At 41.3% G+C, this 17,048-nt stretch carries 13 protein-coding genes; 4 read left to right on the top strand and 9 right to left on the bottom strand.

The window, feature by feature from the left end; genetic code table 11:
* Positions 1-82: 82 nt before the first annotated feature.
* On the bottom strand, positions 83-1,036 hold the full coding sequence (locus tag JF50_RS04280) for a GGDEF domain-containing protein (RefSeq protein ID WP_152614456.1): 954 nt from the start codon (positions 1,034-1,036) through the stop codon (positions 83-85).
* Positions 1,037-1,084: 48 nt separating this feature from the next.
* Positions 1,085-2,203 (bottom strand): glutamate 5-kinase, encoded by a 1,119-nt coding sequence (gene proB, locus JF50_RS04275; RefSeq protein WP_039608263.1) that lies wholly within the window; start codon positions 2,201-2,203, stop codon positions 1,085-1,087.
* A gap of 205 nt (positions 2,204-2,408) precedes the next feature.
* Between proB and JF50_RS04270 the strand changes: the two genes are divergently transcribed.
* Both JF50_RS04270 and JF50_RS04265 read left to right on the top strand, forming a co-directional pair.
* Complete coding sequence (locus tag JF50_RS04270; protein WP_039608262.1) at positions 2,409-2,618, top strand: hypothetical protein; 210 nt, start codon at positions 2,409-2,411, stop codon at positions 2,616-2,618.
* A 123-nt stretch (positions 2,619-2,741) separates the two neighbouring features.
* Positions 2,742-4,385 carry an amidohydrolase gene (locus JF50_RS04265; RefSeq protein ID WP_039608261.1) on the top strand — a complete coding sequence of 548 codons (1,644 nt, stop codon included), beginning with the start codon at positions 2,742-2,744 and terminating at the stop codon, positions 4,383-4,385.
* Here the strand turns inward: JF50_RS04265 and JF50_RS04260 are convergent.
* Positions 4,382-4,600 (bottom strand): YgjV family protein, encoded by a 219-nt coding sequence (locus JF50_RS04260; RefSeq protein ID WP_039608260.1) that lies wholly within the window; start codon positions 4,598-4,600, stop codon positions 4,382-4,384. The genes JF50_RS04265 and JF50_RS04260 overlap by 4 nt on opposite strands.
* Before the next feature lie 313 nt (positions 4,601-4,913).
* On the opposite strand from JF50_RS04260, the gene JF50_RS04255 reads away from it, so the two are divergent.
* Together JF50_RS04255 and JF50_RS04250 are read left to right on the top strand one after the other, a co-directional pair.
* Positions 4,914-5,570 (top strand): Crp/Fnr family transcriptional regulator, encoded by a 657-nt coding sequence (locus JF50_RS04255; protein WP_039608259.1) that lies wholly within the window; start codon positions 4,914-4,916, stop codon positions 5,568-5,570.
* Positions 5,571-5,804: 234 nt separating this feature from the next.
* Positions 5,805-7,442 carry a hypothetical protein gene (locus JF50_RS04250; RefSeq protein WP_039608258.1) on the top strand — a complete coding sequence of 546 codons (1,638 nt, stop codon included), beginning with the start codon at positions 5,805-5,807 and terminating at the stop codon, positions 7,440-7,442.
* 608 nt (positions 7,443-8,050) lie between these two features.
* Here JF50_RS04250 and JF50_RS04245 read toward each other — a convergent pair.
* From JF50_RS04245 to asnB, 6 genes are all read right to left on the bottom strand, one after another.
* On the bottom strand, positions 8,051-10,177 hold the full coding sequence (locus tag JF50_RS04245; RefSeq protein WP_039608257.1) for a YjbH domain-containing protein: 2,127 nt from the start codon (positions 10,175-10,177) through the stop codon (positions 8,051-8,053).
* Positions 10,178-10,359: 182 nt separating this feature from the next.
* Positions 10,360-12,309: a polysaccharide biosynthesis protein gene (locus JF50_RS04240; RefSeq protein ID WP_039608256.1), complete on the bottom strand. Its 1,950-nt coding sequence runs from the start codon at positions 12,307-12,309 to the stop codon at positions 10,360-10,362.
* A gap of 202 nt (positions 12,310-12,511) precedes the next feature.
* Positions 12,512-13,060: a sugar transferase gene (locus JF50_RS04235; protein WP_039608255.1), complete on the bottom strand. Its 549-nt coding sequence runs from the start codon at positions 13,058-13,060 to the stop codon at positions 12,512-12,514.
* Between the two features lie 14 nt (positions 13,061-13,074).
* Complete coding sequence (locus JF50_RS04230; protein WP_039608254.1) at positions 13,075-14,004, bottom strand: UDP-glucose 4-epimerase family protein; 930 nt, start codon at positions 14,002-14,004, stop codon at positions 13,075-13,077.
* Positions 14,001-15,125: a glycosyltransferase family 4 protein gene (locus tag JF50_RS04225; protein WP_039608253.1), complete on the bottom strand. Its 1,125-nt coding sequence runs from the start codon at positions 15,123-15,125 to the stop codon at positions 14,001-14,003. Before JF50_RS04225 ends, JF50_RS04230 begins: the two co-directional genes overlap by 4 nt.
* Positions 15,125-17,038 (bottom strand): asparagine synthase (glutamine-hydrolyzing), encoded by a 1,914-nt coding sequence (asnB, locus tag JF50_RS04220; protein WP_039608252.1) that lies wholly within the window; start codon positions 17,036-17,038, stop codon positions 15,125-15,127. Before asnB ends, JF50_RS04225 begins: the two co-directional genes overlap by 1 nt.
* Positions 17,039-17,048: the final 10 nt, after the last annotated feature.

The following is a 17,048-nucleotide window of genomic DNA, read 5'->3' as shown; positions in this document are numbered from 1 at the left end:
CGCGCAAAAGTTCCTATAAAAGTATGCTTCTTAATCGGTCGTTGTTTATCATGATTACTGCGAGTACGCACACCATAGAAAACTAAAATAGCTCAATATCTGTTTCTGCTTTGGCTTGTCCGGCAATACCAAGTTCATCAAAGTCAATAACTTGGTTCCGGCCATGTTTCTTTGCGTAATACAAGGCAAGGTCTGCCTCATGTACCAATTCAGAAACCTGTGCTATCTCTTCTAAAATTGTATAACCAATACTAATGGTTAAGTGCTGTACTTGGGGGAAGTTAAATCGCTCAATAACTTGCCTGATGCGATTAAGTAATGATTTTGCTTCTTCTCTGTCATGCGCTTGAAACAATACTGCAAATTCTTCTCCACCGTACCGAAAAACGAAATCTTCAGCGCGGAAGTTATCTTTCAATTGCTGGGCAACCAACAACAGTACTTCATCACCAATCACATGACCAAAATTATCGTTAACCACCTTAAAGTGATCAATGTCAAACAACGCCAAGAACCATTTTCTCACTCCTTGCTGCTCTCTTTCAATCACAAACCCTTCACCGGTCGTAATTTCGATCACCTTGTCGTCGAAGGTCTGTCGATTGAGTAACTGCGTTAAAGGATCTATGCGACTCAAAGCCAGTGTATTGAGCTGGTGATAAAACACATTTGTCAAATGCGCTATTAAAAAGCTACGCGCTGTAGGTAACTTCTCACCAATCCATAATAGCCCCATTACCGCCTTATTACTTCTCAATACAATGCATACATGATTTTCCCCCCGTAGAATGTTTTGATTTTTTAAGGTCTCTGCTCTGGCTATGAGATATTCAAGATCTGGTGGGGTGTCTGCAGATGATAAGGCTAATAACTTCAAGCGCTCCTTTTCAGATAGGCTTGGCGCTAAATACATCGCCATGGGTATCGCTGGGAGTAACTCTGTGAGGATTTGCTGGATACGACTATACAAGCTATTTTCACTGCGCATTTGCAATAAGCTGATTGCAAATTCATGTCCGCATGGTGATATGTCCACACTCAACTCTCCCAACACCCTCACATTGTATAGCTTAGACCCTCTTAGTTAGGTTGCAACGTGTTCTAGTAATACAAGATCATCTCTGTGAATAACCACATTGGCGCCTTGGTAACCTAATGCTTCACTTATCTCGGTACTATGCAGCCCCTTAATTTTTTGCAACTCTTGACTATCAAATGCCACTAACCCTTTGGCAATGACCCTACCTTGACTGCTCTTAAGCTCTATTAGATCACCGCGTTGAAATTGACCGCTTAAGTCTGTAATGCCCTTCGCTAATAAGCTCGCCCCTTGCGAGCACACGGCACTAATTGCCCCTTCATCACAAAACAGCGCGCCACTGCACCTCGGCCCTGAAAGTAGCCACTTTTTACGTCCATCAAGGGGGGCATCAAAGCGAATGAACTTGGTACTTTTAGCCAAACCTGAATGAATGTTGACAATAACACTTGGTTCACTGCCTTTGGCAATGACTGTTTCAATGCCTGCCCGTTGAGCAATTTGAGCAGCTTGTAATTTCGTCGCCATTCCCCCTGTGCCCAGTGACGATCCAGCGCCACCTGCGATCGCCATGATCTGCTCATCGATTTCGTCAACCGTTTCTATTAAACGTGCATCGGGGTTTTGTCGTGGGTCTGCAGTGAACAAACCTGACTGATCAGTCAATAAAAGAAGCCTGTCTGCATTTGCTAAAATTGCGACCATTGCAGATAGATTATCGTTATCTCCCACCTTAATTTCACTTGTTGCCACCGCATCATTCTCATTAATAATAGGGACCACATCGTGACGCAGCAGCTGAGTGAGCGTATCTCTCGCGTTCAAATAGCGCGCTCTGTCCTCGACATCAGCACGCGTCAACAATAATTGCGCGACGGATACATCGAAAATTGAGAACAAGCTTTGCCATAAATGAATGAGCTGACCCTGTCCAATAGCAGCTAACATTTGCTTTTCCGCAATCGAATTTCCAACATCTTGATCCAGTGCCGCTCGACCTGCTGCCACGGCGCCGCTTGAAACGAGAATGACCTGCCATCCTGCGGCTCTCAATTCAACACACTGACTTGCAATTTCAACCAGCCTTGGTTTATTGAGTAATATGCCGCCAGCCGTCAGTACACTAGTGCCTAATTTAATAACAATGACTTTTTTGTTAGCCATCACACATACATCCAAAGATCTTTTACAGACATTTTTTATACCACGCGCAATGAAAATTGAATACTAAACAAACAGATCAATAGAATATATTTCAAGGGCGCTACCATCGTATTCATATTGATTGCCTCAACTCCCCTGTGATGAACTATGATCAATGTCAAGCTCGACAGAAGCATGCGATGTATACTGGTATTCGGAGGTGACAATGAAAAAGTCTAATTACAAAAAGGAATTAATAATGCTTCCCTTGTTGTTGATCAGCATTGCGCTATGCATTGGGGGACATTTTATTCTGCAGCCCAGCTATCAAAATAACCACTGGGCAGAGTACAGCCTTGCTGCACTGCCTTTTTTAATGTTTGCCATTGTTATTATTGCCATCAAAATCGCCATTAAAGCCGATAAAGAAGATTAACTTTATTTTTGACATCATTGTAGCTACGCAGAACGTAAGCCTGTAAATTAACGTTAAAACTTGATATCAAATTAAAAATAATTAATTTGTAAATATCATAAATATAAAAATAAAGGCATCTCCGTGAAAAAACGCTTGCTACTTTGCTTATGTCTCTTTAGCCACTGCGCCCATGCTCAGTTCACAGTAGTCCACAATGTGAATGGATACACCCCAACCCGCGCAGGGGGGATTGAACAGTTTTCTACTCTCGTCATTAAGGATGGCAAAGTAGTCAAAATCGGAGACAATGAGACCATCAAGCAATACCCTCAGTCTACCACAGTCGATGGTAAAGGATTAACCATGTTGCCAGGCCTAATCGATGCCCATGGACATGTCATTGGCCTTGGTGAAAATTTGTCCCGCCTTGACCTTCGCCACGCAAAGTCAGTAGCAGAGGTAGGCGAATCGCTAAAAAGCTATGCCAAAGAAAATCCGTCTGGTTGGCTTATCGGGAGAGGCTGGGACCAGACTAAGTGGTCTCCCAATCAATTTCCAACAGCACATGATCTAGACAAGTATGTGTCTGATAGGCCAGTTGTTTTAACCCGAGTTGATGGGCATGCTATCTGGGTGAATTCGAAAGCAATGAAATTAGCACAGGTGACTAGACAGACCATATCTCCAGACGGCGGAGAAATCCTGCGTTTAGCCAATAGACAACCAAGCGGTGTCTTTATTGATAAAGCCGAGCAACTGATATTACGTAAAGTACCCAAACGCACGCCTATACAATTAAATGGCGCACTGGATAAAGCAGCTAAACATTTACTCGGTTTAGGAATTACATCTGTGCATGATGCGGGTATTGATGCCGACACATGGCAATTATATAAGCGCAGAGCACAGCAACAGTCCATGCCTTTAAGAATTTATGCCATGTTAAGCGCCTCAGATCCAAACCTAGAGGAGATGCTCAAAGCCGGTATCGTCAAAGAGCAAACCGATTATTTAACCATCCGCAGCGTTAAAATTTATGCCGATGGCGCGCTCGGTAGTCGAGGAGCGGCACTCTTAACAGACTACAAAGATAGACCTGGTCATCGAGGTTTGATGCTTGAGCAACAACCGGTGCTCGAGTCTTTGATTCGCATGAGTGTAAAACATGGATTCAGCGCACACACACACGCCATTGGTGACCGTGCAAATCGAATCGTTTTGGACAGCTACCAGAGCGTTTTTAAAGATACAGGTGGACAACTACTGAGAAACAGAATTGAACATGCACAAATTGTCGATATGCAGGATATTCCTCGCTTCAAACAGTTAAAGATTATTCCGTCAATGCAACCAGTCCATGCCACGTCAGATATGCATATGGCAGAGAAGCGTTTGAGAAACTCTCAATTAACAGGTGCTTATGCATGGCAGACATTTTTAAAGCACAATATCAAGGTGGCTGCCGGCTCTGACTTTCCTGTTGAACTCGCAAACCCGTTTGATGGTTTATATGCCGCTGTCACTAGGATGGATAAAACGCAACAACCAAAAGATGGTTGGAGACACTCAGAGCGCCTGACAAAACAACAAGCATTGAGAGCTTTCACATTAGACGCCGCATATGCTGCATTTCAAGAATTTAAATTAGGTAGTCTAGAACACGGAAAATGGGCCGATTTTATTTTAATCGACCGTGACTATTTTACGGTCGAAAATACTCAACTACATGATATAAAAGTAGAGCAAACGTGGATTGCTGGCAAACTTAAATACAAACGCGACTAATTGTCAGATTTGGCTAACTTAAACAAATGATAGATGTTGACCAATGCGAGCAAACCATTGGTCAATACCACTGGCCAAGCACTTATCATTACACCGTAAACGGTAAAGCAAATACAGCCTGCTAAATTGAACCAGCGCAACTTAGAGACATTAGTCATCATAAGAGAAACAACCAAAAAGACGGAAGCTAGATAGCCTAAATATTCCCAAGTCATTTGTTCTCTCCTCGTAGTTAGGTTAGCATTGGCGGCTAAAACGATATTCAAGTCATTTTTAGGGATAATAACAGACTACATTTGAGCCTATTATGCGCAGATGTAGGGCGATTTTCTACACACTTGCTCCATTAATTACAAGAGATATGAATAGTTTAGTTCACACTCAACTCTTGGAGTAATTAATTCACTTAGTCAAGGATAAGCGAGAATAAAGTCTTAAAAGAAACAACGTGTATAGCTTTGAATAACTCAGTTCATGCTATCTTTATACTAATTTAATAAATAGGACAATTGTCCGAGAGCTAACCAGATGTTCCAATATCACTTTTCAACCACCTTGGTCGAGCAATTACTCAGTTTTGCAGGAAATAGTTTTCAGCACAGAAAAAAAGAAATACTGATCCATCAGGATGAACCGCTCAGCAAATTGATCTTGGTCAGAAGTGGTACTGTGTCATTCAGCTATGATGTGGGTAATGGTAGGCGACTATTACTTGGGCAATTGGACTGTAACAATACCTTAATCGGTGAAATAGAAGCACTCAATAATCAACCTTGTATCTATACGGTCACCTGTTTAAGTGACGTACAGTACAATTTAATTGAACTTAAGCACTGGCGTCAATTGCTATTAGAACAGCCAGACTTAAGTTTATACACTGCGCAAACTATTGCAGCAAAGTTTACCGAGAACCAAAAAATAAACCTAGACAAATTGTTACTTCCGTTGAGCTACAATATTGCCAAGGACTGTTTATTACGCGCAGAGGATAAACACTCTACATTGCTCCGAGCTTATTCAACAGTCAGTGCTGAAGCAGAACGATTTGCAACCACTGAACGCGCTTATAGACGCGTGGTAAGCGAATTAGTGCAAAAGGGCTTAATAGAGAGAACAAACTCAGGTTTAAAGCCTGTGGATCTGGCAGCATTACACGAATTCGTAGATGGATTTTCACAGCTGTAATTTCTGAATATTATTATTTTATTAACATTGGTCAGATCAGATCCCAATTTTAGATCAGTGTGTTATTATTAAACGTGAATTTTTGGATAAAGTTAGGTCAGTTCACTTGACGAACATTTAATGTACGCTTATTCTCTAATTCACTAATTTGCATGCAGGGCAAGGCTTTCTTACATCTGCACCAATTGGTTATAACTCTCAGTTTACTTGTATTTAAAGGAAAAGGTAAAAATCATGGGAAATAAAAATTTGAAGCTAACTAAACTTGCCCTTGCATTGGGTCTAACAGTTGGTTTAACAGGTTGTTTCAGCGATAATGACAACGACGTTGTAGTCACTCCGCCAGATCCAGGCGAAGAAACCACTAAAGTTCCTACTCCAGATACTCCAGCAGCACTTTCTTCTTACGTTTCTGTGACTGTTACTGACAGTGCATCAGGTGATGTAGTTGATAACGCAACTATCACGTTCTTTGAAAGCGGTGCAGCTTCAACAAACGTAACTGATTTAGACGGTGCGGATATTTCATCACAAACGTCTACTGATGGCGCATTTGCGTTCAAGACAAAAGATGGTGTTTCATCTATCACTTTAGCTGTTTCAGCAGCTGATTACCTTGAAGGCTCAGCGATTGTTGACCTAAGCGGCGACGACAATGCTGTTAATGTTGCAGTAAACCTAGTAAGCAAAGCAAGCCTAGCGGTTGCATCTCAAGCAGACTTAGCAACTACAGACGGTAAACTAGCTGAAGCTCTATCTGTTGAAGCAAACTCAACAAATGGTGGCGCGAAGCTGGATATCCCAACGACTGTTACTCTACAAGATGCTGACGGCAACGCTATTTCAGGCGCTGTATCAGTAGAAGTAGCAACAGCTGATTTAAGTGCTGAAGCTGGTAAAGCAAGCGCTGCAAGCATTATTCCAGCGGGTCTAAACGCTGGCAACACGACAAATGTATTAGTACCTGCTGGTATCATTACAGTAAATATTTCTGCTGGTGATACAGCGGTTAAATCGCTTTCTGAAGCTGTTACTTTAACCACTAACTTCCCAGAAACATATACAAAAGCTGACGGTTCAAACCTAGCTCAAAATGATGCATTTGACGTCTACTCATACGACGAAACAAAAGCGACTTGGAGCAAACTAGACTCACAAGCAGTGGTTGCTGCTAAGTCTGGTACAGTTTTCCCAGCAAGCTTTGAAACAACTCACTTCTCAAGCTTCGTTCCTGTTGAAACAGTAACCGGCTGTTCTGAAGAAGTATCTTACGCATTCACTGGTGATGCAGTGCCAGCTTCTGGTCTAAACTTGAAGATCGTTTCTAGCGCTCTAGACAAGACTAAGATTGTTAACTCTGCATCTGGTGTACTATACGCTCAAGGTACAGCGGGCGCAGCAGGCATTACTTCATCAGCAACAGTTAACGTTGAAGTATCAGATGCCAACGGCAACGTTTGGGGCACTGCGTCAAATGTTCAACTTTGTAATAGCAGCGCAACAGCAGCTGATATCACAATCGCGTTAGATGCACCTGTTACATACGTTAATCAAGACTTCAGCCTAACATACTCATGTAGCAACACAGACCAGCCTGACACGCAACTAGCGTTCACTGGTGCATTAGTTCGTTATAACCAGGCAGGTAAAGCACCTCTAATCGCTGCTGAGACAAACGGTACTTACGCACTAACAGGCCTTGTTTCTGGTGCGACATACGAAGTATCAGTAATTCCAGTCGGTGTTGATGTTGGTGATGCATCACTAACTGTTCCTACATTCACGGCTGCAGCAGGTGAAGCTGTATCGTTCAATGTTGGACGTAGCAACTGTCAATTTGATGAAGTTACTGGCGTTACCGGCGGTAACTAATTAATAAAAGTAAACTGAAATTAAAGCCGCGATCAATCGCGGCTTTTTTATTAATAAATTGACACCTCCCCCACTGAGTGCCTTTTTTCCAATGAGTAGCGTTACCATGATGTCTGAGCCTTTCAGGACAATGACTGCCAATATATGGATATCAATATATTAAGGATATCGACCTTTAGACCTGCGCCACTCCTATTCCACCCTCTATGTCACATTGCCTAGCTAAGTAGCGCTTGCTGATCCTCTTCGTTACTTACATTGACTTCCATCATTGAATACCATCTAACTAAGAAAACATTATTTCTGGTCAACCGGATTACCCACACTCACAATGGTATGTTGGCACCTTTTAAGCATCAAATACGGGAAGTTTGGTTTCAGCCTTCATAAGTGACATACTGCGTAAAGGGACACCTTTTTCATTATCAACAACAGGATATATAAACTTGCTTTGAGACGTGCGATGGAAAAGTAGAGTAGTAAGCGTTTTAAGATTTTCATACAGATATGCTTAAAACGCCAAATGGGGGTGGTAGAGATCAGACGGACAAATCACATCAAGCTTATTGCTTTTTCAATCTCTACTAACAATTATGTAAAGTCATTCGCTACTTATAAGTGTTATAAGCTTCTCGCATCCTATCAATATTTTCAAACACATAATCTACAGATAAGCGACCTTGATTGAAGTAAAGGCGATCTAAATTAATATTTGATTTTGGTACATACCCTTTTTGATAAACAAGTGCATTCGAAGACTCGCCGATGCGCGTGCTTACTCCGTGTCTCCATGCATGGTCGCCTTTCACCTGACCAAACTTAGAAACGTTCATGCTCTTTCGTTTAGATAACGGAATACTAAATGAGATCCCGGCTACTTGTACATCGGTATCCAGAGCATAAATAGATAAATAACTATCGCCGTACCAAAACTTAGTCTCTACTTTTACGCCCTTGTCTCTGCGCCAAAATTCGCCAACGGTCACATTAAAACTAATATCCTGCTCAACCCAATTATATTGGTAATCAAACGTTTGAATATCCCTGTCAGCACTGTAGTCATCATACTCAAAATACCCATAATAATGGGTTAGCTTATGGCGACCCTCTGGACTGATCCACGCAGTCTCATTGGTGATCCCTGTGTAGTCATGAAACTCTTTGAACTTACCAACCTGAGTTAAGTTATAAAATCCATAAGGTAGTTCAAATGTTTGGTATGCAACCGCCCTCTCCAAGCCATCTTGCTTACTAAAGTTGCTGAATACACCACCACTTTTATAATCATCCGTTTCATGTACTACCGATTGTGCGGATATATGGACACCAGCCCCTTTCCAAAGAGGAACATCGATATCAGCTTTTAAAGCTAGAGAGTAATCATAAACACCCAGCTCAGACGCATACGCAGAGCTCAGAGCTGGTGAAAGCGTTACTCTAGGCCTAAATGCATATGTATTGCTATCTTCAAGTCCAACCCAAGCAACGCCCCCCACAGAGTGCATACGTCCCAGTTTCACATTTAACTTCGGTGAGCCTTGACCATTGAGAAATGCAATGTAAGTTTGAGCATCACCAGATATCGCCATGGTAGGTATGCCCTTCTTCCTCAACTGAATCGTAAATTTTGCATTGTGCGCCGCAGATAACTCGGCAATTCGACCAGCAACAAGACCAAAAGCATCAATGTCATTTTGATTAAACACTGGGTTTTCAAATGATACGATAATGTGAGGGTATGCATTAAAACCAACTCGTACCCCCTCAAACCCATCGGCTATGAGCTTGTGTCTTAGTTCTCTTACTAATTGGTTGAGCTCAATTTTGCTGGATGTAGCCGTTTTGTTTTCTACTAGACTCGAAGCCGCTGCCGCAGTTTCGTTTGTGCCTGTCTTGAAACTCGCGACCTCTGGATCCCGTTCAGGTCGTTTTGAGCGACTCATATTTTGAGTAGGTTCTGGTGCTGCTTCGACTTTATGATGAGAACGAGATAAGCCTGACAGCGGCTTTGAAAAATTAACGCCCCAATATACATCGTCTTCTGAATAATCAGTGCTGCTATACACACGGCCCATGAAGCTCAATGTGCCTAAATCATACAACCATTCTTTAGGTACAGTTACCCTTACTGCAGCATTAACCGCATCTGCATCAAACTCAGACTGCAATGATAACCAAGATAATGCTTGCCATTCAACGCCAGCAAACACACCATCCATTTGCGATGTGATTCTGTCGCTACTCGCGACTCCGGCAGAAAATCTAAAACTTCCCCACTGCTTCGAGGCCGCTAGATAATGTGTACCATAAGTATTCGCAGCCCCACCTACATCACGCGAACCAATCGCAAGGTTAAACCAGTCTTTGGGAATAAAAGGAATTTGGTATTTAAAATTAAACGATAAATCCCTCAGCTGAAGACGTTCATTTTCAGGGATAATAAACATATTATCATGCATCGTACTTGAGGCAATCATACCGTTTACTTCAAGGTTATCCCATATCCCAGCAGAGAAGGTAAAATTATGCCCTTGCTCATAACTCTCACCAAAGTAGTCTAACTGCGAGTTATAAGAAAAGTCTATCATACCTCGATCGAGGACTTCCGCATTAGGGGTATTTATTAAGCCTGTATACCCGGCAAAAGAGATCGATTTTTCAATATGATTATCCGCCAACACATTTGGCGAAAATAAAATACCACTACTCAAAAATACAATAGGAAGTTTATACATGCATGAAGTCCACTGTCGAAGCTTATTATTTCCAAATTCGCAGGTACTATATCATGCATAAGTGACAATGTAAGTACTTAAAGGAGCAGGAGAAGTAAGTTGGCAGCCCCTTATTGAACCTTGTGTTTGAAAGGGTTAAATCCCTTCGACACGCTACCGAGTCGAAGGGCTAAAATTGACGATTACTTAAAGCTGACGACTTTTCTTTCATCAACATGTTGTAGCTCTTTTTTCGCATTCCACACCAGGTCACAAATACCATCTGTTGGATTAAAGCCTGTTGGTGCATCGAGCAATAACTGTCTGATTACTTCATGATCGAAGTCGTGACAAGCTGTATCTAGCCTATCTAGGAAGTTAATGAGTTCAGATAATGGCATCATAACTTCATTCGCAGTCATTATCCTTTTATGTGATGTATCTTCAACATTGTCACCAATTAACAACTCTTCATACAACTTTTCGCCTGGACGTAACCCGGTACATTTTATCTCTATATCACCATGAGGATTGGCTTCGCTTTTGATTTCCAACCCGGATAAATGTACCATCTTTATTGCTAAGTCTCTTATCTTAACGGACTCACCCATATCGAGTACAAACACATCTCCGCCTTTGCCCATGGCACCAGCTTGTATAACCAACTGAGCGGCTTCAGGAATCGTCATAAAAAACCGAGTGATATCGTAGTGAGTCAGTGTAATTGGGCCACCTTCTTTTATCTGTCTTCTAAACAAAGGTACAACCGAGCCAGAAGACCCCAAGACATTACCAAACCTCACCATACAGAAACGTGTTTTATGTGTGAGCCTAGTATAATCCTGTGCTAAACCTTGTAATACAAGTTCAGCCATTCTTTTGGTGGCTCCCATAACATTAGTTGGTCGTACAGCTTTATCTGTTGAGACCAGAACAAATGTTTCCACTCCAGCATTGATGGCTGCTTTTGCTGTGTAATAAGTGCCAAACACGTTGTTGCGAATACCTTCGACTACATTGTGCTCTACAAGTGGAACATGCTTATACGCCGCCGCATGGTATACGGTTTGTACCCCGAATGCTTTCATGCATGTTTCAATTCTATTGACCCTTTGGACTGAGCCCATAATAGGTATCAACTCAATATTTAGTTCTTTTGTCGAAATACTTTCAGAAAGCTCTTTCTCTATTGAGTAAAGTGCAAACTCTGATATTTCAAATAAAATTAGTTTTTCTGGCTTTTGATTAATAATTTGTCTGCACAGCTCTGAACCGATAGATCCACCAGCACCGGTAACCATAACTGACTTACCCTTAATGTTCGATGCCATTAGCTTTGGTTCAGGGTCAACAGGGTCTCGACCTAACAGGTCTTCAACCTCTACATCCTTAATTTCAGATAAGCTTGCTTTTCCCTCGACAACATCAGCCATGCCAGGAATTGTCAGCACTTCTACAGGAAGCTTTTCCAGTTTAGCCAATACTTCTTTACGTCGAGCTCTAGATGTACTTGGTAGTGCCAATAAAATTTTTCTCACCTTGCCTCTATCAATCAAATTGAACAGCATCTCAAATCCGGAGACTGAAATCCCTTGAATGACAGAGTGGTGCTTGCTTTTATCATCATCAATAAATGCTGATACATAGTAATCTGGACCAGCAGTCAATGCTGTCGCAAGCTGCCTGCCTGCGTCACCTGCACCATAAATCACTACTGGTATTTTATTTACCGAGCCGATACGCCCAACCATTGAACGTACCATGATCCGAGCACCACCAACAGATAAGATAACTAACCAAGCGTAAATAAGAGGCATTGTTCTTGGAATGTTAATTTGCAAAAAGAAGGCAGCCATGACTAACACCACTGTACTGACAATAGTACCAATGACTATGGCACCAATAGCATGCGCTCCAACATATCGCAAAACGGCCCTATATAGACCCAAATTGATAAATACGAATAAACTCACAGGTAGCAATAACGCAAGCAACAGCCAATTTTTAGCCTCTGTAAACGGTGCTAGACTGTCTAACCTGACAACCAAAGCTAACCAAAATGCACTAAATACAAAAACAGAGTCTATCAGTAAAGTGAACAGGCGCTTTTTTGCCCGTGAGGTACTTAGCAAAGAACGGAATAAACTATCCACTGTAAATCCTTAATTAAACAACATCCAATACACGATGTAGTAATCTGGTTATAACGTATAAATATACACAAATATTTAAAAACTGTCATGGAAGACTAACTTTTCGTTAGTCACTATTTAGCTTTTTCTCATTGCCACTATTCCTTTTTGAGCGTTGAGTAACATCTTAGTTAAACCATTTCCTTGCAACTCTGTAAAATGTTTATTTTACACGATCTCCACTGCCTTTACCTGCGACAGTCATAAAAATATACTTAAAATAATTTGATAACGACATGGTGTCTATCATTTCTCTATCTGTTTTTGCTAACAGTTCAGGTGTGGACATATCTATTTCATTCACTTGAGATAAGCCGGTGATCCCTGGTCTGACATCAAACACCTTTTTTGCTTCTCTAGCGTGCGTTAAATCAGTTTGGTTGAACAAACCTGGGCGTGGACCTACTAAGCTCATTTCACCTTTAAGCACATTCCAAAGTTGTGGCAACTCATCCAACTTAGTTCTTCGCAAAAATCCGCCAAAAGCAGTTATCGAAGACGCACTGGCTAAATGACTAGCAACAGAAGCAGTATCCACTTTCATAGTCCTAAACTTGACCAATATAAACGGTTTTTTATTTCTGCCGACGCGCTCTTGAGTGAAGATAGGCGACCCCGTATCAAACAAGCCAACTACAAATAAAATTAGCAAAAACGGGAAGGCAAAGAGCAAACCAAAAAAAGCAAATAGAAAATCAAGTATGCGAATCATTTTTATCTCAGTAATTATTTTTTAGCGGCCAATTTAAAGCCATCTTCAACCGAATAGGGCGGCGTCCAATCAAGCGTATTTTTAGTCTCGGTAATATCTAACTGCAACGAACCAGTTAACCTATCAACGACATCTTGTTTTTTTAATACAGCAGCTGCAATTCTAAATAAGAATACAGGCACAGGTATAGCAATATTTTTTTTATTTTGTACACGGGCCATGAGCGCGACCATTTCCGCAGTAGATAAGTCCTGATCATCACTTACTAAAAATGTCTTATTGGCCGCGAGAGGATGTACCAAACAAACCTTTATTAAATCCACCAAATTATAAACTGATACCAGACTTCGTCTATTGTTTCTAATTGCTCTAAACGGCAAAGGAAGCCCCTTTGCCACAAAGCGCATTAACGAAGCAAAATTGGCTTTTACACCCTGCCCATATACAAGTGGCGGCCGGATGATGACTATGTCCATACCTGTTTCTTGTCCTAAGCGAAGTAGTTGCGCCTCCGCCTCGGCTTTAGACAGTCCGTATGGGTCCTCCGGCATCGGTTTATCACTTGCGCAAAAGGCAGGTTTATCGGTCGTACTCTCACCATTCACTTTAATTGAGCTCACAAAAACAAAACGCTTTACGCCCAATTGTGCAGCCTGACGGGCTAGGTTTAAAGTTCCTTGTGTATTAACAGCCCTAAACTCTGCTAACGGGTCCAGTGCTTTGTCTTGCATAACATGAACGCGAGCAGCACAGTGTACAACTGTTTCGACCCCATCAAGTGCCTCACTATAATCGGAGTCAGCATCGAGGCTATGATGAAAAACGTCTCCTAAATTTGACGATTTCCTACCCAGCAAATTAAGTTCATAGGTCCCTAACTCTGCTAAACTTTCTGTTAGAACCCCACCAACAAACCCTGAGTAACCAGTGATCAGTAACTTCATGAATTTCCCTCATATATATTCATGTGGGTCTGTACGACACTATTTATATCAAAACAACGCTCTGCTAGTTTTCTACCAGCTCTGCCAAATTCAGCTCTACGCTCATCACTCTCTAATAAAGAGGCGATGCTAGAAGCTAAGTCTTCTACATTTTTACTGTTGACTAGTAAACCACTTACATTAGGTTCAATTGCGTCTCTACATCCAGGTACATCTGTCGTTATCACAGCTCTCCCGCAAGCCGCAGCTTCAATTAAACTCTTAGGCAGACCCTCTCTATACGAAGGTAACACCATTATATGACAACGAGGGATAACCTGTTCAACATTTTTTGAATACCCCCAATGCTCAACAAGCCCAGAATCAACGAGCTCAGTAAGTTCTTTTTCTGATAATGAATTAGGGTTTCCAGGATCGACATCGCCCACCAGTACAAATCGCGCATCGCATTCATTTTGTAACTGCTTTGCCGCCTCACAAAACTCACCGACGCCTTTGTCTTTAAGCAGCCTCGCTAAAAACATAACGACTTTCTGTTGTTTCAAAAAATCCGGTTCTGGGGACATTTTGAACGTCTCTAAACAGACACCAGAACCTCGTATTAAAATACTCTGCTCTTCGGTGATGATATTATTTTCTAGAAAGATAGACTTATCATTTTTGTTTTGAAAAATGACTTTTATCTCATTGCCACAAGCCAAATTATACAACTTAGTGACAAAAAACCTAAGTACCTTTGCCTTAAACGAATCATCAATAAAAACAAAACCTAAACCGGATATCGACGCCACACGTCGAGCAACCTTTTGAAAGCGTGTCACTAAGCCGCCATAAATAGCACCTTTGATTGTCACCATGTGTGCTACATCCGGAGAAACCTTTTTGACTATACCGTTGAGCGCTGTGATTACTTTTAGCTCTTGCAGTATGTTTGTTCCACTTCTTGATATAGGTAGAGGGTGCACGCAAATTCCATACCCCTCTAACTCTTTTTGTCTGTCTGTAATGCCACACGCGATATGCACTTCATATCCGTTTTTTATTGCTTTTAGAGCGATTGGTAAACGATGGGATATAAAGAACCAATCAACATTTACAATAAAGAGTAACTTTTTTTTCATCAGTGGTTCTTCTCAAGCCAAAGTTGGAACATCAAGATATCCCACAAATGATATTGATGATTTTTTTTGCCAGAGCGATGCTCTTGCCACATTTCTGAGACAATATCTGCATTAAAATACCCTTCTTGTATCAATCTATCCTTATCGAGCAGTTTATCAGCCCATTCAACAAGCGGACCTTGAAGCCACTGTGCTAACGGAATAGCAAAACCCGATTTAGGCCTTTCGATCAAGTCTTTTGGAACATACTTGTATAAAATCTCTCTCAAGCAAGATTTTGACACGCCGTCTTTTAATTTCTCATTTAAAGGAAGACGCCATGCCATTTCAAAAACAGTATGATCTAAAAATGGTACTCGCGTCTCCAACGAGTTTGCCATCGCAGCCCTATCTACCTTTACAAGTATGTCATCGGTCATATAAGACAAAGTATCTAAAGCCATCATCTTTTCTACTGATGAATCAACTTTAGGGTGGGCACTTAGATCAGACACAACTGTAGCCGGTTCACGACTGCCCAATATGACTTGTTCCGGGTTTTTCCAATGTGAGGTTAAGTTGATATATAACTCATCCGCATTTTTGCACCCCAACACATCAGACGCTTTGTGCATTTTCGCACCGAAGTTTGACATTTTCGCTTTAGCAGGCAGTGCACTTCCTACTTTATCCCAAACTCGTTCAGAAATAGATGACACTAGCTTACTTCCAAGTTGGCGAAGAGGAAGCGGGATTTTACTGAGTTTTGACCATACTTTATCGGTATAGATATATCGGTTATAACCGCAAAATAACTCATCGCCCGCATCACCGGACAGTGCTACCGTGACATATTCTCTGGCTTTATTTGCAACTAAGTATGTAGGAATTTGAGATGAGTCAGAAAATGGCTCGTCATAAATGTCTGCCAGTTTATCTATTACTGACAGGGCTTCCTCTGGCGAAACGTATACTTCCGTATGTTCTGTTTTTAAATGGTTTGCCACTTCTTTTGCAAATTCAGCTTCATTAAATGCCTTATCTTCAAAGCCAATAGAAAAAGTCTTTATCGGTTTATCTGATTGCTCTTGCATTAGGCTCACGATCAAAGAAGAATCTATCCCTCCCGATAAAAATGCGCCTAGAGGTACATCTGACAACATTTGTCTTTTTACGGCTGCTTTAAGCGTCGCTTCAAGATCTTCTATCGATTTATCTCTTGTTTGATTATTAAATGACTTTTCAGGATCCCAATACGTCGTTTGAGATACACCCTCACCACTGTAGGTCGCTATTTTTCCAGGCATCAATTTATAAACATTGTTATAAATTGAGTAAGGAGCAGGAATACAGTTATGCCTTAATAATAAGGTCATTGAATCCCTAGAAATGTCTGCAATAAACTTTGGGTGAGCTCTGAAAGACTTTAACTCAGAGCCAAAAATAAACATATCGTTCTGTTCAGAGTAATATAAAGGCTTTTCACCGAATCGGTCGCGGGCTAGCTGTAATGTTTTTGCTTCTCTATCCCACAACGCTATCGCAAACATGCCGACAGATTGACGCAAAGTTTCTTCCAATCCCCAAGCTTCTACGCCACGAAGCAATGTTTCAGTATCGGAGTGACCCTTCCAAATCAACTCTTCTTTTGCCTCAGCATTTAAAGAAGCTCTGATATCCAAATGATTATATATTTCGCCATTAAAAACCAATACATAACGCTCTGAATCAGAAATCATTGGTTGATGACCAGCAGGTGATAAATCTTGAATTGCGAGTCTTCGATGAGACAAGCCAATACCCACACTTTCATCAAACCATATACCGCCACTATCTGGCCCACGAGAATATATCCCTTGCCCCATATCTTCTAGTACTTTTTGATAAGGCAAACTTATATCTTGTTTATAGATAAAACCTGAAAAACCACACACAAATATTCTG

The organism is Pseudoalteromonas luteoviolacea (genome assembly GCF_000814765.1).
GTDB classification, from domain to species: domain Bacteria; phylum Pseudomonadota; class Gammaproteobacteria; order Enterobacterales; family Alteromonadaceae; genus Pseudoalteromonas; species Pseudoalteromonas luteoviolacea_H.
The sequence above is the reverse complement of the archived record's forward strand: the minus strand, read 5'-3'. Positions and strand labels throughout refer to the sequence as shown.